Genomic DNA, 19,692 nt, shown 5'->3' with positions numbered 1-19,692 from the left:
CATGAGCACCCGTTACGAAGACGCCAGGCCCATACCTCAATCACAGCTTGATGATGCGCGGCTGGAAACACTGGCGATTCGCGCCGGGCATACACGTACCGCTGAGCTTGAACACAGCGAAGCGATATTTCCCACCTCCAGCTTTGTCTATTCAAGCGCTGCCCAGGCGGCGGCGCGGTTCAGTGGAGAAGAGCCCGGCAATATCTATTCCCGGTTCACCAATCCGACGGTGCGCTATTTTGAAGAGCGTATGGCTGCCATGGAGGGCGGGGAGCGCGCTGTAGCCACTGCTTCGGGCATGGCCGCGGTGTTGAGTACGCTGATGGCGCTACTTCAGCAGGGCGACCACATTGTCTGCTCCAGAGGTGTTTTCGGCACCACCACGGTGCTGCTTGAAAAGTATATGGCCCGGTTCGGGGTTGAGACGACGTTTGTGGATCTTGTCGATGTTGCTGCCTGGAAGGCTGCAGTTCGACCCCAGACTAAACTGTTCTTTCTCGAAACACCGGCCAATCCGCTAGGCGAAATTGCCGATATCAGGGCGCTTGCCGATCTTGCCCATGACGTCGATGCGCTACTGGTGGTGGATAACTGTTTCTGTACACCGGCGCTCCAGCGACCGCTGGCATTGGGCGCTGACCTGATCGTCCACTCCGCCACCAAATACCTGGACGGCCAAGGCAGGTGTATTGGTGGGGTAGTCGTGGGCCCGGACCGGCTTATGCAGGAGGTATACGGCTTCATGCGTTCGGCGGGTCCATCCATGAGCCCGTTCAACGCCTGGGTCTTTCTCAAAGGGCTTGAGACCCTGCCACTGCGTATGCGTGCCCATTGTGAGGCAGCTCTTCACATTGCCGAATGGCTGCGTCAGCGGCCCGAAGTTGAAACCGTCCTCTATGCCGGCTTGAGCGATCATCCCCAGCATGAGCTTGCCAAATCCCAACAGAGTGGTTTCGGCGGTATCGTCTCGTTCCGGGTCAAAGGGGGCAGGGAGGAAGCCTGGCGGCTAATCGACGCCACCCGCATCATTTCCATCACCGGCAATCTTGGGGACACACGGACGACTGTGACGCATCCGGCGACAACCACTCACGGACGACTCTCTGAAGAGAACAAGCAACGCAACGGCATCAGCGAAAATCTGATCAGGCTGTCTATCGGCCTGGAGCACCTGGATGACCTCAAGGCAGACCTGGGACGTGGTCTCGACAGCTGCCAGCGCTGATTCACGTCAGTTGATAGTTCGGAAACAGCTCCATTGCTTCTATGCTGGTGATTTGCTTGAAGTTGTTAAAATTCATGGCTTTGCCGATATATGCTAAACTTCCTGTTAGCTGTGTGAGCTCTATCAGCAGGCCTGAGTTATCCCGCAAGATCCAGTGAGGCAGAAGACCCGATGTCCCAGGCAAACACCCGCAAGTCCGGGAAGCATAATGACAAACACCAGCGCTTCCAGCAGCTTCTGGCGCAGGGCGGCCGGGAAGGGGGCATGATTGCGCTTCTGGCGCTGGCGATCTATCTGGGCATGGCGTTGCTTTCGTATAATCCGGCTGATCCAGGTTGGGCAAGCATCGGCCATACAACCCAGGCTACCAATGACGCTGGACGGACAGGCGCCTGGTTCGCCAGCCTTTTCATAAACTTCTTTGGCAAAATGGCCTATATCTTCCCGGTCTTGGTGGCATATCAAGCCGTCATGCTGTTCGCGCGCCGCCACGAGCCGATGGTCTTCCATGCTCCGCTTTTCTTCCTGCGGGTAGGCGGTTTCATACTCATCCTGCTGGCCGGTGCGGCCATGCTCTCCCTTTACTCGCTTTTCGGCCTTGAGAAAGACTCAGGCGGCGTAATCGGAGAGGAACTGTCGGCGGCGATGGTGGGCGTATTCAATCTGCCCGCCTCGACCGTTCTGCTTATCGCAATATTTCTGTTTTCGTTGACCATTTTTACCGGTGTCTCCTGGTTCTGGCTGATGGATCGTCTTGGTTCCGGTGCACTGACATTGGCCGGGAAGCTCAAGAATGCTTTCAGCTCACGTGTCGCGGCTGCGCCAAAAGTGGAGAAAAAGCCTGCGCCCGAATCCAAAGCGGCTGAGTCCAAACCAGTGGCCCCCGAGCCCCCCGTTGTACGGGATCGGATCCAGGCTGAGGAGGCAGATAAGCCACCTAAGCAAGGTCTTTTCCGCCGGCTGTTCAAACGCAAGCCCAAAACGGCCCCGCTTGCCCGAAAAGAGCCCCAGATTGGAAGCCTGTCGCCAGGAGACAACAATCCCGGGCCAGCAATGCCTGTCCAGGCCAAAAGCAAGCCTGCCCCGCTCACGGCGTCTGGTGGTGGCAGAACTGCAGAACCTCCAGTGGTCGAACCTGCGGCTGTAGAAAAGGCACCGAAGATCTCCCCGTTCAAGCGCAACAACGAGCAGAGTAAGCGGGCGGGTAAAGAGGCGCAGCCTTCATTGTTCGGCGACGACGACAGCCCCATTCCGCCTATCAGCCTGCTCGATGCGCCTGAGACGCACAAGGACAAAGGCTACTCTCAAGAGTCGCTGGAACATATGTCCCGGTTGCTGGAAGAAAAGCTGCTCGACTTCGGAGTCACCGTCGAGGTTGTGGAAGTGAACCCGGGCCCGGTTATCACCCGCTTTGAGATTAAGCCCGCCGCCGGGGTGAAAGTCAGCCGCATTTCCAACCTGGTGAAGGACCTGGCCCGATCACTGGCGGTTTTCAGTGTGCGGGTCGTCGAGGTCATCCCGGGTAAGTCGGTCGTCGGCATCGAGATCCCGAATGAGGAGCGGGAAATGGTGCGCCTGAGCGAAGTACTGCTTTCGCGTACATACGATGAAGCTGCTTCGCCCCTGACGCTAGCACTCGGGAACGACATTGGCGGCAACCCCATGGTCGCCAACCTCGCGAAAATGCCTCACCTTCTCGTCGCCGGTACGACCGGGTCGGGTAAGTCGGTCGGGGTCAACGCCATGATCCTCAGTATCTTGCTGAAAGCGACGCCCGAAGAGGTTCGGCTGATCATGGTCGATCCCAAAATGTTGGAGCTCTCAATCTACGAGGGTATTCCGCACCTGCTTACGCCCGTGGTTACCGACATGAAGGAGGCGGCCAACGCCTTGCGCTGGTGCGTCGCTGAAATGGAGCGTCGCTACAAGCTGATGGCAACGCTGGGCGTGCGGAACGTCGCGGGCTATAACCGTAAAGTGAAGGATGCCCAGGAAGCCGGCGAGCCTCTGACCGATCCTTTCTGGAAACCGGAAGAGTGGCTCGATGACAGCGAACAGGCCCGGCCCGAGCTGGAAACCCTGCCCTTCATCGTCGTCGTTATCGACGAATTCGCTGACATGATGATGATCGTCGGCAAGAAAGTGGAAGAGCTCATTGCCCGTATCGCGCAAAAGGCCCGGGCGGCCGGCATCCACTTGATTCTGGCTACCCAGCGTCCCTCGGTAGATGTCATTACGGGCCTGATCAAAGCCAACATTCCCACCCGGATTTCTTTCCAGGTGTCGTCCAAAATTGATTCCCGTACAATCCTCGATCAGGGCGGGGCAGAGCAGCTGTTGGGCCACGGCGATATGCTGTACCTGCCTCCTGGGTCGGGCATGCCGGTTCGGGTGCACGGTGCTTACGTAGACGATGACGAGGTGCATCGTGTCGTTCAGGCCTGGAAAGACCGCGGTGAGCCGGATTACCTTGACGAGGTGCTCAATGGCGGCGACGGTGAAAGTGTGCCCGGCGTACCCAATTTTTCGGGAGACGGTGACAGTGAGCAGGACAGCCTGTTTGACGAAGCTGTGGCGTTCGTAACCGAAAGCCGTCGAGTATCCATTTCTTCTGTTCAGCGCAAGTTCAAGATCGGCTATAACCGCGCAGCGAACCTGGTCGAAGGGATGGAAGCAGCCGGTGTCGTCAGCGCCGCGGGACATAATGGGGCTCGGGAGGTACTTGCTGCGGCGCCTCCCCGGGACTGACGGCTCCATGTGAACCCTGTTTTGAAGACCGCCATGCGCCATCACAGGCCGGCGATGACCAACCCCTTTAAGGAAACTTATGAGCATAAAACGGAATGTCGTCCTGGCTGTTTGCTTTTCCAGCGCGGCCGTTGTCTGCGCTCAGGAGACATCAGAGGTGTCGGCGCTCACCGAGCGACTGCAGAACTACGAGACGTTCAAGGCTGATTTCAACCAGGTCGTCACGGACAGCGAAGGCAGGATTGTCCAGGAGAGCTCGGGCGATCTGCGGGCGAAGCGTGACGGTCTTTTCTACTGGCACGTTGAGCCGCCATTGGAGCAGTACATTGCCGCGGATGGGGAAGAAGTAGAAGTCTATGATCCCGACCTTCAGCAAGTAACCATATATCCGATGGATGAGAAGCTCACCGCTACTCCGGCTTTACTCCTCAGCGGTGATGTAGATGGGCTCCAGGACGCCTACGACGTGACCCGGATCGACAAGGGCGCGGCTAATCCGGAGTTCAGGCTGGAGCCTAAAGACCCGGATTCGCTTTTTCTGTCGCTCACGCTGGTATTTGGCGACAAAGCGCTCGAGGAGATGCGGCTCAAGGATTCTCTGGGCCAGTCCAGCGTGTTGCAGTTCTCGAATATTGTGATCAACGAGCCGATAGCTCAGGACGTCTTCGAGCTTGAATACCCATCTTCTGTTGACGTTATCCGGAATCAGGCTGCCCCCTGATGCAGGGCGGGCTGTTTGATCCCCTGGCGGATGTCTCTCAGCCGCTGGCCGCTCGGTTGCGGCCCCGCAGCCTGGCCGACTACGTCGGTCAAAGTCATCTTGTGGGCGACCAGAAACCATTGAGGCGCGCAGTGGAGTCCGGTCAGCTTCACTCCATGATTTTGTGGGGACCGCCTGGGGTAGGCAAGACCACTTTCGCGCGCCTCCTTTCCGAGAATGCCGGCATCGCTTTCGAAACACTCTCGGCAGTGCTCGCTGGCGTCAAGGATATCCGCGCCGCAGTCGAACAGGCCCGGAATCGTCGGGCGCAGTTTGGACAGGATACGTTACTTTTCGTAGACGAAGTCCACCGCTTCAATAAAGCCCAGCAGGATGCCTTTTTACCGCATATTGAAGAGGGCACGATTCTCTTCGTTGGCGCGACGACTGAAAACCCGTCGTTTGAGTTAAACAGCGCACTGCTCTCCCGAACGCGGGTGTATGTGCTCAAGCCGCTTGCAGCGGATGAGCTGCAGCAACTGGTGACACGAGCGCTGGAGGCTCCCGAGGGCCTCGGCGGCCGAATCCAGCTCGGCGATGGTGTCGGCGACGTGTTGGTTGCAGCGGCCGATGGCGATGCGAGACGGGTACTTAATATACTTGAGGTAGCGTCGGATCTGGCTGAACCTCAGGGCGACCATGCAGTCATCACCCGTGATATCCTGCAACAGGTTCTGCAAACGTCTCTTCGCCGGTTCGACAAGGGCGGCGACGTTTTCTACGACCAGATCTCAGCTTTGCACAAGGCGCTACGCGGCTCTGACGCCGACGGGTCACTTTACTGGTTCTGCCGGATGCTGGACGGGGGCTGTGATCCGCTCTATCTGGCCCGGCGACTTTTGCGCATCGCATCCGAAGATATCGGCAATGCTGATCCACGGGCGTTGTCCATTACACGGGATGCCTGGGATGTGCAGGAGCGCCTCGGCAGCCCTGAAGGTGAACTGGCTCTGGCTCAGGCCGTGGTTTACCTGGCCCTGGCACCGAAAAGCAATGCCGTGTATAAGGCGTTCAATGAGTGTATGGCAAGCATCCGGCATCAGCCCGACTATCCGGTGCCCATTCATATCCGCAACGCCCCGACCGGGTTGCTGGAAGAGCTGGGGCACGGCGCCGAGTATCGCTACGCCCATGATGAGCCGCAGGCTTTCGCTGCAGGGGAAGCTTATCTGCCGGAAGAGCTGCATGGCACGCGTTTCTACCGGCCCAGTGGGCGGGGGCTGGAAGCCAAGCTGGCCGAGAAGCAGGCCTACCTTGATAAACTGAATGCCGAGAGCGACCGACCGAGGTACCCCGGCAAGCGCTGAGCCCGCCCAGAATGGCAGCGGGCCGGAACCAACCGAAACAGGACCATGAAGCATGCTAGATCCGCGAAGGATTCGTGCCGATGCGGCGGCTGTCGCCGAGCAACTCAATCGCAAGAATTTCTCATTCGATACCGCCCGCTTTACTGCACTGGAAGACAGGCGCAAAAACCTTCAGGTTCGCGCCGAAGAGCTCCAGGGCGAGCAGAATCGGCGCTCCAAGGAAATCGGCAAGGCCAAGGCGGCGGGTGAGGATATTCAGCCGTTATTGGACGCGGTAAATGACCTTAAACAGCAGCGCGCTGAAGCAGAAGATCAGCTGCGGGCGCTGCAGGAAGAGTTCAACGGCTTTTTGGCCGGGCTGCCAAACCTGCCCGACGGAGATGTCCCGGCTGGAGCTTCGGAAGACGAAAACGTTGAAGTGCGCCGCTGGGGGAATGTGCCATCTTTCGGGTTCTCTCCCCGTGACCACGTTGATATCGGCGAGCTGCTGAGGGGGCTAGACTCCGATAGTGGCGCCCGGTTGGCCCGTTCCCGCTTCACCGTGATGCAGGGCGGCGTGGCGAGGCTCCACCGTGCGCTTGCCCAGTTTATGCTGAACCTCCACACGGGCGAACACGGATACCAGGAGACCCAGGTCCCCTTTCTGGTGAACGCGGATGCTTTGTTCGGCACGGGCCAGTTGCCCAAGTTTGAGGAAGACCTTTTTCGGATCGACGGGGATATGGGCCTGTACCTCATACCCACGGCCGAGGTACCGGTGACCAATCTCGTTGCGGACAGCATCCTTGATGCCGCGGATTTGCCAATGCGCCTGGTCAGCCATACGCCTTGTTTCAGAAGCGAAGCAGGCTCCTACGGGCGCGATACACGCGGCATGATCCGCCAGCACCAGTTTGAGAAAGTCGAGTTGGTCCATATTGTCCGGCCTGAGGAGTCAGAAGCTGCGCTTGAGGCCCTGACCGGCCATGCCGAAAGAGTTCTCCAGTTGCTGGAGTTGCCCTACCGGGTCGTTGTGCTCTGCGGCGGCGATATCGGTTTCTCCGCAGCCAAAACCTACGATCTGGAGGTCTGGTTGCCGGGGCAGAATCGATACCGGGAAATCTCATCATGTAGCAATACCCGTGATTTCCAGGCCCGCCGCATGCAGGCGCGCTGGCGTAATCCCGAAACCGGCAAACCAGAGCTGGTGCATACACTCAATGGCTCAGGACTCGCTGTCGGCCGGGCGCTCGTAGCCGTGCTGGAGAATTATCAGCAGGAGGATGGCTCGGTGCGCGTACCTGAAGTACTGAAACCTTACATGGGCGGCGTCGACGTCCTGCGTCCAGCCCAGTAGAGGACTACCTTTGACAGACTCAACGGATGGGTATCAACAGGGGCAGGTCACTGGACGGGTCTACCTGGTGGGTGCAGGACCGGGCGACCCGGACCTGCTTACCCTAAAGGCAGCGCGACTGATAGCCCAGGCCGATGTGGTACTTTACGATCGTCTGGTTTCCGACGCCATCATGGCAATGATCCCGGACTCTACCGAGAAAATCCACGTCGGCAAGGCCCGGGCCAACCATAGTGTGCCCCAGGAATCCATCAACCAGATGCTGGTCAAGCACGCACAGGCTGGAAAGAAGGTGTTACGCCTAAAGGGCGGTGATCCCTTCATTTTCGGACGGGGTGGAGAAGAGCTGGAAACGCTGGCTGACGCTGGTGTTGAGTTCGAGGTGGTGCCGGGTATTACCGCGGCCTCAGGTTGCTCGGCTTACGCGGGGATTCCCCTGACTCACAGGGATCACGCCCAGTCTGTGCGCTTCGTGACCGGTCACCTTAAAAACAATACGGCCGATTTGCCCTGGAAAGAGCTGATCCACAAACAGCAGACCCTTGTGATATACATGGGTCTACTTGGACTGGCCAATATCTCCCAGCAGCTTATGGCTCACGGCATGGAGCCCACTACGCCTATCGCACTGGTTTCGAGGGGAACTCTGGCAGGACAGACGGTTGTCGAGGGCACGCTGGAAAATATTGTAGCGAAAATCGAGGCGCGGGACGTGCGTGCTCCAACCCTGCTGATCGTAGGAGATGTCGTTCGGCTACGAGCCAAACTGAGCTGGATTTAGTTTCGCTTGGTTTGGGCTCTTGTGTGGTGCTGATGCAGATGGCGCTTCGCAAGCAGACCGGCATCGGCGCTCACCACCGGACAAATGCACTGTCGCCCTCTGACAGATGCACCATCGCTACCTGGAAATGAACTGTCCCGGCGCGGGCAGGGCCGCATGCGCCGGGACGGAGCCCGCTCAGCGCATCTATCAGGCCTCGGATCGGCTGGCCAGAGGATCTTTCAGCTTGTCGCGCATCTCGCGTACCGCTTTTTCCGTAGTTTCCCAGTCAATACAGGCGTCCGTGACTGAAACACCGTATTGAAGGTCCGCCAGATTCTCGGGAATGGGCTGGTTGCCCCAATTGATATGGCTTTCGACCATCAAGCCGATAATAGACCGGTTGCCCTCGATGATCTGATGGGTGATGTCCTGCATCACCAGCGGCTGAATAGCGGGGTCCTTGCTGGAGTTCGCGTGGCTGCAATCGACCATAATGGCTTTGCGTACGCCTGCCTTCTCCAGCGCCTGCTCGCAGAGGGTGATACTGACCGAGTCATAATTGGGCTTACCGCCGCCGCCACGTAATACGACATGGCCATAGGCGTTACCCCGGGTGCGAATTATGGCAGCCTGGCCTTCCTGGTTGATGCCCAGGAAGCTGTGAGGATGAGAGGCGGACTTTAGCGCGTTGGTCGCGACCTCAAGGCTGCCATCGGTGCCGTTCTTGAAACCAATAGCCATGGAAAGGCCACTACTCATCTCGCGGTGTGTCTGGGATTCGGTGGTACGAGCACCGATGGCAGACCATGAGATCGTGTCCTGCAGGTACTGGGGCGCGATAGGGTCCAGCGCCTCGGTTGCCACAGGGAGTCCCATCTCTGCGATATCGAGCAGAAGCCGGCGTCCAAGGTGCAGCCCTTTCTCTATATTGAACGAGTCATCCATGTGCGGGTCATTGATCAGCCCTTTCCAGCCGATCGTGGTGCGGGGCTTCTCGAAATAGACACGCATGACCAGATAGAGCGTGTCGCTGACTTCGTCGGCCAGCTTCTTGAGGCGCTGAGCGTAGTCTTTGGCGGCTTCAATGTCGTGAATTGAACAGGGGCCAACTACAATAAAGAGTCGCTTGTCCTTGCCGTCCAGAATGTCGTTGATTACCTGACGGCCTTCCAGAACAGTCTGAGCGGCTTTTTCACTGAGCGGCATTTCCTGCTTCAGCGCTTTTGGAGTTATCAATAGGTCCTGACTGGCCACGTTAGTGTTTTCGACTTGCTGCGCTGCCATGGATCGGGGCTCTCACTCTTTTCATGTGCTATAAGGAAGAGGGGAATAAATCGCGTAACCCGCGCCCCCGCCCTTAATTCGGGAGCCTTATAGTGCGTTATTTGGCGGGTGCTTGCAATCTAGTGAACCCGCACCGCGACGGGTTCTCTTTGCGGTTGGCGTGCCTGCAAGAAGCCCAGGTTCTGTCCATCTACGCCCGATTTAACAGGTAATTTGTGAACGACATAGACGCAATAATTGCTGAGCTTCGGGTGCCTGGTCTCCCTTATGCGCTAGGCTCAACGGCCGAAGAGGCGTCCTGGGCCGCCAATCTTAGCCGAAGCTGGTCTCAACAGACCGATGCGACTGTCGTCGATACCCTCAAGAACGTCGAGGCGAACTGGTCGGTGCGTCAGGTCAACGCAGCTTACCTGGCCGACCGGGTTATGGATGTATTTTTACGGACATCCGGCCTGCATGTTTCTCTGGTCCGGCGCATTGCCCGCCTGCGGTTCTATCTGGCCTGTCAGTTACACAGCGATGGCGAGTCTGCCGTTAGCCGGCTTTCCCCGTTGCGTCAGTGGCTGGACCATCTGGTAGTCTTGCGCGGTTGGAGTGACGACCAGGGCCGGTCATCAAAGCGTTTACTAAACCGTCTTGACGCCATGACGCCTGTTATTCATCAGGCCATTAACGAGGGGCCTGCCTCAGCTGACGCCCACTTTCTGGCCTGGTTGGCCGCAGAGGACGAACAGGAGCAGAAAGCCGGGCGTCTCAGAAATCGACTGCTGGATACCGAAACCGGTGCAGCGCGCCAGCGCGCGGCTGAGATGTGTTCGGCCTGCCGGGTGTCGAAAGTGCTTTCAGGGCGGCGCCTGCCCAGGGAGGTCATCCAGCTTGTTGAAGGGCCCTGGCAGTCCCTCCTGCGCCAGACTGCCCTGGTCCAGGGTATAGACTCTGATCTTTGGAAGCAGGCCACACGCTCCCTCGACTGGGCAATATGGGCGCTTGATCCGGAAATGTCTGCCCAGGACAGGAATCGGCTGTATCAGGTTGCAGCAGAGCTGCCAGAGCGGCTAGCTTCGTTGTGGCAGGCTATTTTTTCCGAAGCGCTACCCGCTGAACTGGCCAATGGCCTCCAGCACTGCCTGATAGCGCGCATGCAAGGCGAATCAAGCGAGCTCGTTGCCATAGGCCAGCGATCCTTTGATCCCGTCTGGCTTGACCGGCCGCGATTGCCCGACGCGGTGCGCTGCAATCTGGGCCGCTGGATGGTGCGTGGCGAAGGTGAAGCCGAGCAGCGCCGATGGCTGTTCGCCTACCTTGAGACGACTGGAGAGGTCCTCTGGTTGAACAGCGAGGGGGTGAAGCAGGGCCTGGATCAGGCCGATACCGTAGCTGACGAGTTGAAGGCCGGGACCCAACGTGTTTTGCCTGAGCCATTGCCGTTCGAAGCCGTGCTGGAAACGACGACGACTGCACTGATGCGGGTGCTCGATGCTCAGCAGAAACAGCGCCAGGCGGCAGCGCTGCGAGCCCGGCAGGAGGTAGCCACGCTACGCGAAAAACGTCGCGAAGCTCAGCTGCAGGCTGAAGCAGAGGCGCTTCAGCAGGAGGAGGATACCCGCCGGGCGCAGTTGGCTGAACAGGAAAACGAACGTCTTATGAACGAGGCCGAGCAGGCCGCCTCGGCGCGTGAGCGCGAGGAGCACCTTGCGGGACTGGTTACCCAGGTGGATGGGCTTCATCTGGGTGCCTGGATAGAGGTAACAGGTGAAGATGTGCCGAAGCGGCTGAAACTGGCGGTAAAGATGAAAGCAACAGGCAAACTGGTGTTTGTCGACCGGCTGGGGCTTAACCAGCGAGTGATGTACCGGCCAGAACTGGCCGAGATGATAATGACAGGGGGCGCCCGGATCCTCGATAAGGGTGCTGAATTTGACGATACGCTGTCCAGGGTGGTCGGCCGTATCAGGGTAGGACGCTAATGAATAACAATAATGAATTAACAGACCAGGATGGCGCGGCGCAGGAACAGCGTCAGGAGTTTCGTTTGACCGGTAGAATCTGGATAGATGTTGAAGTTGAAGCGGCGGATAGGGGTAACGAAAGTCGTGTCCTACGCTGTGGCTCCAGCGACCTTTCGGCCAACGGACTACGGCTCCAGTCGCCCGAGTTGCTTTTCGAAGGCGCTATCCTGCCCCTTGTGATACACCTCGGAGATGAAGCCCTTCAGCTGATGGGCGAAGTCAAATGGTGTATCCCGGAGCACCCCTCACCAAATGCTGGCTGTATTGCCGGATTCGAGATCCACGAATCCGACCAGACGTCGATACTGGAGTGGAAGGAAGCCATAGCTTCCCTTCTGGAGCACTGAGAACAAGAGGGGCCTTTCTCCCCGGCGCAGACCACTTTCCGCCCCGGCCCACGCCGGCTAGAAAACTCTAGCGTGATGCGATGGGTTCAGCGTCGGCTTCGTCCGCTGATGGGGCAGGGAAGGCTGAAAGCCCACTGCTAAGGAAGCGTTGCACGTCGGCGAATGTTTCCTGCGGGAACTCTTCCATCGGCATGTGGCCGGCCTCCGGATAAAGCACAACCGCTGAATTTTCGATATTGGATGACCAGAGCTCCGCATGCTCGGGTGGTGTCACGCTGTCGGCCTTGCCCCACATAAGCAGAGTAGGCGACTGGACCCGGTCGAGCCCCCGGGGAATATCGCCTTCGGCCTGCTCCCGTATGAACTGTCTTGCTTTCGTATACATGCGCTGTGAGCCGGGACGCATACTCATGTGCATATAGCGGTTACCGTCTTCTTTGCTCAAGCGGTCAGAATCACCATAAGCATCATTAATCTCATCTGCCAGAATAATCGGAGCGTGGATATAATTCGTAAGCTTTGCGACGTATTCGCCTGTCAGAATTTTGGTCATCCAGGTCACGTCACGCGGCAAGCCAGTGGGTGCCACCAGTATCAGCTTATTTACGCGGCCGCTGTTGAGGGCTGCATATTCGGCCGCGATCTCGCCCCCGAGGGAGTGGCCAACCAAATGAAAATTCTCGAGCTCGAGGCGGTCAACAAAATCCGCAAACGTCTTGGCAACACTCGCGCGGTCAAACGCCAGGGGATCCTTAGGTGCGCCGGTCAACCCGAATCCAGGCAGGTCGAGGCGGATCACCCGGTGCCGGCTGCTCAGCTCTGAAGCCCAGTAGTCCCAGGCGTGAAGCGAGGAATACGCGTCGTGAAGCAACACGATAGGGTCGCCCTGGCCTTCATCCCGGTAGTGAATCCGGTAGCGGTTGATCTTTATGAACTCGGACTCTTCATTCGTGTACTGGCGTTCAAGATCTGCAACGGGAATATTCACAATGCCGAACGAATGCGAAAGGGTTGGGCTTGCTTTCATTGCCGTGCCTATCCCTGCGCAGCCGGTCGTCAGGACTGTTGCCAACGCAAGGACGACGGGCAATGCCATGGGGGAGGACACTCGCCGATGTATCAGCTTGGTGCGTAAGGCAAAGCAGAGTCTGGGAATCATGCCGGACCGGATCCTGTTGGCGAAGGCAGGGAATAATCCCGTGAAGCATAGGGCTTTTCGGTGAGCGCTACAGTGACGCAGTTCGAGGGATTGACCTTATGGCGCAATTTCGGGGCGACAAATGACCACCCGGTGGCCGGGGCGGGTATGGCCGCCCCAGACCGGGATCAGCTCTCCATGGGCGCCATGGCTACGCGGCTGAAGCCGGCATCCACATATAGAATCTCGCCAGTGACGCCGCTGGCCATATCTGAGCCGAGGAACGCAGCCGCGTTTCCGACTTCTGCGGTTGTGACGTTTCGCTTGAGAGGGGCACGCCCGGCGTTCTCAGCAAGCATCTTCCTGAAGTTACCGATACCCGCCGCCGCCAGGGTCTTGATGGGTCCAGCCGAAATGCCATTGACCCGGGTCCCCTCGGCCCCGAGACTGGCAGCAAGATAACGAACGTTGGCCTCCAGGCTGGCCTTGGCCAGCCCCATGACGTTGTAGTTCGGTAGAACCTGCTGGGCGCCGAGGTAGGTCAGGGTAAGCACACTGCCGTTGCGGTCGCGCATCATCGGTCGGGCGGCTTTGGCCAGGGCCGTGAGGCTGTAAGAGCTGATGTCGTGGGCGATGCGAAAGCCCTCCCGGGTCGCCACATCGGCGTAGTTGCCCGCTAATTCATTGCCTGGAGCAAAACCCACGGAGTGCACCAGAATGTCGAGGCCATCCCAGACTTTTGCCAGCTCCGTAAAGACCGCTTCGACCTCGGCGTCGTCAGCGACATCACAGGGGAACACGTGTTTGCTGTCCCACTGTTCCGCAAACCCTTCCACGCGCGACTTCAGCCGCTCGTTCTGATAAGTAAGAGCGATTTCCGCGCCTTCCCGATGGAAAGCCTCAGCAATGCCTGCAGCGATTGATAGCTTGCTGGCGACGCCCACGATGAGTGCTTTCTTTCCCGCGAGTATTCCCATGGTGATCCCTCGTGCTTCTGAAAAATTGTAGTGTGCGCTCCGCTCTGCAGCCGCGACACGCGATATTGGTCTAAGCCAGTAAAGAAAAGGCCGTTGGGCAGCCCGTTGCCCGGCAATGTTTCAGACGGACCCGGACGTCAATCCGGTTGCGCCTGGTAAAAAAGTGCGGCGTCCAGCAATTCCCGGGTGTAAGGGTGCGCAGGCGCGCTGAACAGAGCTTCTGTCTCTCCCTGTTCTACCACCCGGCCGTCTTTCAGAACCAGTACGCGGTGACTCAGCGCCCGGACCACAGCCAGATCATGGCTTATGAACAGGTAGCTCAGCCGATATTTGCGCTGGAGTTCACGCAGAAGTCCGACCACTTGTGCCTGGACCGTCCGGTCGAGCGCTGACGTCGGCTCGTCCAGAATGATCAGCTCAGGTTGCAGTACCAATGCGCGGGCAATGGCAACCCGCTGGCGCTGCCCACCGGAAAACTCATGGGGGTAGCGGTGCCGGACCAGAGGGTCAAGGCCGACATCCTCCAGAGCCTGAATGATGCGGTTTTCCTGCTCCGGTTTGCTGACACCGTGGATGCCCAGGCCTTCTCCGATAATCTCGGCAACAGACATACGGGGGCTCAAGCTGCCATAAGGATCCTGAAACACCACCTGAAGGGTCTCGCGGTAGGGCCGGAAGGCGTTCTGGTCGAGGCCGTCGATGCGTTTTCCGTTCAGCCAGATAGCGCCCTTGCTGGGTACCAGTTTCAGTAGCGCAAGGCCCAGGGTGGTCTTGCCACTGCCGCTCTCGCCGACGACGCCCAGGGTTTCACCCTGACGGAGGTTGAGGCTGACATTATTAACGGCCGTAAACCCGGGCTTTACACGGCCAAAAAGGCTTTTACGCTGGTTGAATTCCACCACCAGATCTTTGGCTTTGAGAAGTTCCTGCGCGCCCGCGCTGATGACTACCGGTTCGCCGCGGTTGTCGGCCGCCAGAAGCTTGCGGGTGTAAGGGTGCTGGGGGTCATCAAATACCGTCTGGGTATCGCCTTTCTCAACCACCCGGCCTTGCTGCATAACCACCACCCGGTCGGCATAACTGCGCACTATGCTCAGGTCATGGGTGATGAAGAGCAGGGCCATGCCCAATCGCTTCTGCAGGGAGCGTAGCAGCTCCAGGACCTGTTTCTGTACGGTGACATCAAGCGCTGTGGTCGGTTCGTCGGCTATCAGCACATCAGGCTCGTTAGCCAGTGCCATTGCGATCATGACCCGCTGTTTCTGTCCGCCGGACAGTTGATGGGGATAACTGGACAGTCGGCCTGGCGCATCAGGTATCCCCACCAGTTCGAGCAGCTCAATGATTCTTTCTTTAGCGGCTGTGCCTTTCAGCCCTTTATGTAGCAGAAGGGTCTCGCCGATCTGCTTCTCGACCGTGTGGAGCGGATTGAGGGATGTCATCGGCTCCTGGAAAATCATGGCGATGCGGTCGCCCCGCAGGTTTCGCAGGGCTTTTTCGTCAAACTTGCGTATGTCATCACCGCGGTAACGTATTTCGCCCGCCGGGTGGCTGGCGTGGCGGTAATCCAGCAACTGCAGGATCGACAACGCCGTTACCGATTTACCAGAGCCACTCTCCCCGACAAGCGCAACGAATTCCCCAGACCGAAGATCGAACGACACGCCATCGACAACGGTATTGGTCCGGTCGTCCGAACGAAAGCAAACGCTGAGCTCGTGAACATCCAGAAGCAGCTGATGACCCGTAGGCTCAGAATTACTGTTTGCGGGGATCGAAGGCATCGCGAACCGCTTCTCCAATAAAAACGAGTAGTGTCAGCATGACCGCAAGGGTGATAAAGGCGGAAACGCCGAGCCACGGGGCCTGCAGATTATCTTTGCCCTGGGCTATCAATTCGCCCAGGGATGGCGAACCAGGTGGCATACCGAAGCCAAGGAAATCGAGTGAGGTCAGCCCGGTGATTGCCCCGGTGAGGATAAAAGGCGCGAAAGTCAGCGTAGCCACCATGGCGTTCGGCAGCATATGTCTGAACATGATCTTGCCGTTGCCAAGCCCGAGCGCCCGCGCCGCCCGGACGTATTCGAAATTGCGGGCACGCAGAAACTCGGCCCGTACCACGTCAACCAGTGTCATCCAGCTGAACAGTAGCATGATAGCGAGCAGCCACCAGAATCCGGGCTGAATGAAGCTCGACATGATAATAAGCAAATAGAGCACAGGAAGGCCCGACCAGACTTCGATAAAACGCTGGCCAAACAGGTCGATTTTGCCGCCGTAGTAGCCTTGGATGGCACCGACGGCTATGCCCACAACGCTGCTGATGAATGTAAGCGCCAGCGCGAAAAGCATCGACAGGCGGAAACCGTAAATCACGCGCGCCGCGACATCCCGAGCCTGATCATCCGTGCCCAGCCAGTTCTTGAGGGAGGGGGGCGTCGGCGCAGGTGCATCAAGATCTCGAATGACAGTCCGGTAGCTGTACGGAATGGGCGGCCAGAGAATCCAGCCGTGTGCTTCGATCTCATCGCTGATGAACGACTCGTGGTAGTTCGTCTCGGACGGGAGGAACCCCCCGAACTCGGTTTCGGGTATGGTCTGTACAACAGGGAAGTACCACGAGCCGTTATAACTGAGCATCAGCGGCTTATCGTTGGCGATCAGTTCCGCGCCCAGACTCAGTATGAATAAGGCAAGAAATACCCAGAGGGCCCAGTAACCGCGTTTGTTCCTGCGAAAGTTATGGAGCCGGCGTTTCTGAATGGGGGAAAGCGAAACCATGACGTTCAGTGCTCCCGGCTGGCGAAATCAATGCGCGGGTCAACCAGAACGTAGGTCATGTCGCTGATAAGTTTGAGTGCGAGTCCGAGCAGCGTAAAGATGAATAAGGTGCCAAACACAACAGGATAGTCGCGGTTAAGCGCAGCCTCGAAGCCAAGAAGTCCCAGCCCATCAAGTGAAAAGATTACTTCGATCAGCAGCGCGCCTGTGAAAAAAAGCTGAATCAAAAGTGTTGGCAGGCTGGCAATAACGATCAGCATGGCGTTTCGGAAAATGTGGCCGTAAAGCACCCGCCGCTCTTCCAGGCCCTTGGCTCGTGCCGTAACCACATATTGTTTGCCGATTTCGTCAAGGAACGAGTTCTTGGTCAGAAAGGTCAGTGTGGCGAAGCCACCGATAACGTTGGCCGTCACCGGAAGCGCCAGGTGCCAGAAATAATCGGCAATCTTTTCGTACCAGGTGAGCGCTTCGAAATTGGGCGAAGTAAGCCCCCGCAAAGGAAACCAGTCGAGGTAACTGCCGCCCGCGAACAGAACAATAAGGAGGATGGCGAACAGGAAGCCGGGGATAGCGTATCCGATGATAATCACTGAACTGGTCCATACATCGAACCGGGAGCCATCGTGAACAGCTTTTTTTACGCCGAGGGGTATCGAAACGAGGTAAATGATGAGTGTGGACCAGAGCCCGAGGGAAATGGACACGGGCATTTTCTCAATGATCAGTCCGACCACACTTCGATCGCGAAAAAAACTTTCGCCGAAATCAAGCGTCAGGTAGTTGCCCACCATAAGGAAGAAGCGCTCGTGGGCAGGCTTGTCGAAGCCGTAGAGTTTCTCTATACGCTCGATCAGATCAGGATGAAGCCCTTCCGAACCCCGGTAGCCTGAGCCTGATGACGTCTCGCCGGCGCTGCCCAGCTGCCCCTGGACGCCTGTTTCCATACCCTGCAACTGCGCAAGTGTCTGTTCGACCGGGCCGCCCGGTGCGGCCTGCACGATGACGAAATTAAGCAGCATGATGCCGAACAGTGTCGGGATAATGAGCAGCAACCGGCGGAGGATATAATTAGCCATCTAGTGTCCTGTCCGGATGGGGCGACCTGGATACGAAAGTGGGGAAGCTTTACACACAGCATGGCGTTCCGGCTATTGCTCGTACCACCATGTGTCGAGGCTGACGCCCGTCGCCGGCAAAGTCTCCGGGCGCTGTAGCTCCGATGTATACGCAACACGTCGGTACGGCAGGTACCACTGGGGGATAACGTAATGGCCCCAGAGCAAAACGCGGTCCAGGGCTCTCGTCCGCGCAACCAGGGCCTCACGATCAGGAGCCTGGATGACTTTGTCCACGAGGTCGTCAACCACAGGGTCGCTTACGCCGGCATAGTTACGGGAACCGGGTTGTTCCGCCGCCTCCGATGACCAGAACGAGCGTTGTTCGTTGCCCGGTGAGTTCGACTGACCGATCGACATGATAAACATGTCGAAATCAAAATTGCGGATACGCTGGACGTACTGAGTCGTATCAACGCGACGCATGTCGGCATCGATGCCCAGCCGCTTGAGATTGTTGATGAAGGGACTGACTACCCGCTCGAAGGTTTTCTGGGCCAGCAGAATCTCGAACTTGAGCTGCTCGCCGGTTTTGCGGTTGACCATCTTGCCGTCCTTGAAACCCCAGCCGGCTTGGTCCAGCAGCTGCACAGCCCGCGCCAGATTCTTGCGCATTTCGCCTTCTTCGTCCGAAGAGGGTGGCCGATATTCCTGCTCGAAGACTGCCGGTAGCAGATTTTTTCTGTGTGGCTCCAGGAGCTTGAGCTCGGCGCCCGAGGGCAGGCCGGTAGACGCCAGCTCGCTGTTTTCAAAATAACTGTTGGTTCGGCTGTACTGGTCATAGAAGAGGTTGCGGTTAGTCCAGTCAAAGTCGAAAGCGTAAGCCAGCGCCTGGCGAACGAGCGGGTCCTGGAATACCGAACGGCGGGTGTTATAGATAAAGCCCTGCATTCCCGCCGGCTGTTCGTGGTGAATCTCTTCCTTTTTGAACTCACCCTCTGTGAACTTCTCTCCTTCATAGGCGGTGGCCCAGCTTTTGGCACTGGTCTCTTCACGGAAGTCGTAGATACCAGCTTTGAAGGCCTCCATGGAAACGGTGTCGTCAGAGAAGTACTCGTAACGGATCTTGTCGAAATTGTAGCGGCCCCTGTTGACCGGCAAGTCGGCTGCCCAGTAGTCGTCCACCCGGCCGTAGGTGACCGTCCGCCCAGCTTCGTAGCTGTCTATCTCATAAGGGCCACTGCCTACGGGTGGCTCAAGCGAGGCGCCCCCGAATTCACGGTCTTTCCAGTAGTGTTTGGGCAGCACGGGGAGTTGGCCGAGGATGAGCGGCAATTCGCGATTTGTCGTGTCTTTGAAGTTGAACCTGACCGTTAGATCGTCGAGCTTCTTGACTTCGGCCACGTCCGCATAATAAGCCTGATAGAAAGGGTGACCTTTCTCAGTGAGCGTCTCGAACGAAAAAATCACGTCATCCGCCGTGATGGGTTCGCCATCATGAAAGGTCGCCTGGGGATTGATGTGAAACGTGACCCAACTGCGGTCTTCCGGGACCTGAACCTTTTCCGCGATTAAACCATAGGCCGAGAAGGCTTCATCCTCGGACTGTGAGAGCAGGGTATCGTATAGATAGGCATTGGCGCCTGCTGCAGCTACGCCGCGTAAGACGAAGGGGTTGAACGTATCGAAGCCGTTGCCGGTGACGGCGAGCTTCAGTTCGCCACCTTTGGGTGCGTCTGGATTGACGTAATCGAAGTGCTCGAAATCAGGGCCATGCTTGAGCTCGCCATGCATTGCTATGCCGTGCCTGGGCTCGGGGGCGGCGGCATGGACTGGCGGTACAAGAATAAAGAAGGCCGATAGTACTGCCAACAGATTCCTGGCTATGTGCATGGGTACGATCCATCTCAGCAATGCGGCCAGGCGGCCGCCGGGTATACGTTAGTCTCGCCGTACGCATAC

15 protein-coding genes are annotated in these 19,692 nt (G+C 57.9%); 8 read left to right on the top strand and 7 right to left on the bottom strand.

What is annotated here, in order from left to right; all coding sequences use genetic code 11:
* The first annotated feature begins 1 nt into the window (after position 1).
* The 6 genes from soil367_RS09735 (at position 2) to cobA (ending at position 8,157) form a co-directional block, all read left to right on the top strand.
* Positions 2–1,225, top strand: a complete 1,224-nt coding sequence (locus soil367_RS09735; protein ID WP_136548922.1) for an O-succinylhomoserine sulfhydrylase — start codon at positions 2–4, stop codon at positions 1,223–1,225.
* Positions 1,226–1,396: 171 nt separating this feature from the next.
* On the top strand, positions 1,397–3,973 hold the full coding sequence (locus tag soil367_RS09730; RefSeq protein WP_136548921.1) for a DNA translocase FtsK: 2,577 nt from the start codon (positions 1,397–1,399) through the stop codon (positions 3,971–3,973).
* A gap of 79 nt (positions 3,974–4,052) precedes the next feature.
* A complete protein-coding gene (lolA, locus tag soil367_RS09725) occupies positions 4,053–4,694 on the top strand; it encodes an outer membrane lipoprotein periplasmic chaperone LolA (RefSeq protein WP_136548920.1) in 642 nt (213 codons plus the stop codon).
* Entirely contained in the window at positions 4,694–6,040 is a 1,347-nt protein-coding gene (locus soil367_RS09720; RefSeq protein WP_136548919.1) for a replication-associated recombination protein A, read from the top strand. Before lolA ends, soil367_RS09720 begins: the two co-directional genes overlap by 1 nt.
* A gap of 52 nt (positions 6,041–6,092) precedes the next feature.
* Positions 6,093–7,376, top strand: a complete 1,284-nt coding sequence (gene serS / locus soil367_RS09715) for a serine--tRNA ligase (protein WP_136548918.1) — start codon at positions 6,093–6,095, stop codon at positions 7,374–7,376.
* A gap of 10 nt (positions 7,377–7,386) precedes the next feature.
* Positions 7,387–8,157, top strand: coding sequence for a uroporphyrinogen-III C-methyltransferase (cobA, locus tag soil367_RS09710; protein WP_136548917.1), 771 nt, complete (start codon positions 7,387–7,389; stop codon positions 8,155–8,157).
* 189 nt (positions 8,158–8,346) lie between these two features.
* Here the strand turns inward: cobA and soil367_RS09705 are convergent, their stop codons facing one another.
* On the bottom strand, positions 8,347–9,423 hold the full coding sequence (locus tag soil367_RS09705) for a 3-deoxy-7-phosphoheptulonate synthase (RefSeq protein WP_136548916.1): 1,077 nt from the start codon (positions 9,421–9,423) through the stop codon (positions 8,347–8,349).
* A gap of 215 nt (positions 9,424–9,638) precedes the next feature.
* On the opposite strand from soil367_RS09705, the gene soil367_RS09700 reads away from it, so the two are divergent.
* Complete coding sequence (locus soil367_RS09700; protein ID WP_136548915.1) at positions 9,639–11,390, top strand: DUF1631 family protein; 1,752 nt, start codon at positions 9,639–9,641, stop codon at positions 11,388–11,390.
* The gene (locus soil367_RS09695; protein WP_136548914.1) at positions 11,390–11,779 is read left to right on the top strand and encodes a PilZ domain-containing protein; all 390 of its coding nucleotides are present in this window, start codon (positions 11,390–11,392) and stop codon (positions 11,777–11,779) included. The genes soil367_RS09700 and soil367_RS09695 overlap by 1 nt, the downstream gene beginning before the upstream one ends.
* A gap of 67 nt (positions 11,780–11,846) precedes the next feature.
* Here the strand turns inward: soil367_RS09695 and soil367_RS09690 are convergent, their stop codons facing one another.
* From soil367_RS09690 to soil367_RS09665, 6 genes are all read right to left on the bottom strand, one after another.
* Positions 11,847–12,938: an alpha/beta fold hydrolase gene (locus tag soil367_RS09690; protein ID WP_136548913.1), complete on the bottom strand. Its 1,092-nt coding sequence runs from the start codon at positions 12,936–12,938 to the stop codon at positions 11,847–11,849.
* Positions 12,939–13,105: 167 nt separating this feature from the next.
* Complete coding sequence (locus tag soil367_RS09685) at positions 13,106–13,894, bottom strand: enoyl-ACP reductase FabI (RefSeq protein ID WP_136548912.1); 789 nt, start codon at positions 13,892–13,894, stop codon at positions 13,106–13,108.
* Between the two features lie 137 nt (positions 13,895–14,031).
* Complete coding sequence (locus tag soil367_RS09680; RefSeq protein ID WP_136548911.1) at positions 14,032–15,678, bottom strand: ABC transporter ATP-binding protein; 1,647 nt, start codon at positions 15,676–15,678, stop codon at positions 14,032–14,034.
* Entirely contained in the window at positions 15,653–16,675 is a 1,023-nt protein-coding gene (locus tag soil367_RS09675; protein ID WP_136548910.1) for an ABC transporter permease, read from the bottom strand. The genes soil367_RS09680 and soil367_RS09675 overlap by 26 nt, the downstream gene beginning before the upstream one ends.
* 5 nt (positions 16,676–16,680) lie before the next feature.
* Positions 16,681–17,751 carry a microcin C ABC transporter permease YejB gene (locus tag soil367_RS09670; RefSeq protein ID WP_136548909.1) on the bottom strand — a complete coding sequence of 357 codons (1,071 nt, stop codon included), beginning with the start codon at positions 17,749–17,751 and terminating at the stop codon, positions 16,681–16,683.
* Positions 17,752–17,823: 72 nt separating this feature from the next.
* Positions 17,824–19,623 (bottom strand): extracellular solute-binding protein, encoded by a 1,800-nt coding sequence (locus soil367_RS09665; RefSeq protein ID WP_136548908.1) that lies wholly within the window; start codon positions 19,621–19,623, stop codon positions 17,824–17,826.
* Between the last annotated feature and the right edge of the window lie 69 nt (positions 19,624–19,692).

Source organism: Hydrocarboniclastica marina, from assembly GCF_004851605.1.
In the GTDB taxonomy this organism is placed as follows: domain Bacteria; phylum Pseudomonadota; class Gammaproteobacteria; order Pseudomonadales; family Oleiphilaceae; genus Hydrocarboniclastica; species Hydrocarboniclastica marina.
Note: the sequence above shows the minus strand (reverse complement) of the source record. Positions and strands in the feature narration are given on the sequence as shown.

What these genes read in the sequence shown, in the direction of transcription:
- soil367_RS09685 (WP_136548912.1), bottom strand. Translation starts at nt 13,894, where the DNA reads ATGGGAATACTCGCGGGAAAGAAAGCACTCATCGTGGGCGTCGCCAGC.
- serS (WP_136548918.1), top strand. Translation starts at nt 6,093, where the DNA reads ATGCTAGATCCGCGAAGGATTCGTGCCGATGCGGCGGCTGTCGCCGAG.
- soil367_RS09670 (WP_136548909.1), bottom strand. Translation starts at nt 17,751, where the DNA reads ATGGCTAATTATATCCTCCGCCGGTTGCTGCTCATTATCCCGACACTG.
- soil367_RS09695 (WP_136548914.1), top strand. Translation starts at nt 11,390, where the DNA reads ATGAATAACAATAATGAATTAACAGACCAGGATGGCGCGGCGCAGGAA.
- soil367_RS09680 (WP_136548911.1), bottom strand. Translation starts at nt 15,678, where the DNA reads ATGCCTTCGATCCCCGCAAACAGTAATTCTGAGCCTACGGGTCATCAG.
- soil367_RS09665 (WP_136548908.1), bottom strand. Translation starts at nt 19,623, where the DNA reads ATGCACATAGCCAGGAATCTGTTGGCAGTACTATCGGCCTTCTTTATT.
- soil367_RS09705 (WP_136548916.1), bottom strand. Translation starts at nt 9,423, where the DNA reads ATGGCAGCGCAGCAAGTCGAAAACACTAACGTGGCCAGTCAGGACCTA.
- soil367_RS09720 (WP_136548919.1), top strand. Translation starts at nt 4,694, where the DNA reads ATGCAGGGCGGGCTGTTTGATCCCCTGGCGGATGTCTCTCAGCCGCTG.
- lolA (WP_136548920.1), top strand. Translation starts at nt 4,053, where the DNA reads ATGAGCATAAAACGGAATGTCGTCCTGGCTGTTTGCTTTTCCAGCGCG.
- soil367_RS09730 (WP_136548921.1), top strand. Translation starts at nt 1,397, where the DNA reads ATGTCCCAGGCAAACACCCGCAAGTCCGGGAAGCATAATGACAAACAC.
- soil367_RS09735 (WP_136548922.1), top strand. Translation starts at nt 2, where the DNA reads ATGAGCACCCGTTACGAAGACGCCAGGCCCATACCTCAATCACAGCTT.
- soil367_RS09690 (WP_136548913.1), bottom strand. Translation starts at nt 12,938, where the DNA reads ATGATTCCCAGACTCTGCTTTGCCTTACGCACCAAGCTGATACATCGG.
- soil367_RS09675 (WP_136548910.1), bottom strand. Translation starts at nt 16,675, where the DNA reads ATGGTTTCGCTTTCCCCCATTCAGAAACGCCGGCTCCATAACTTTCGC.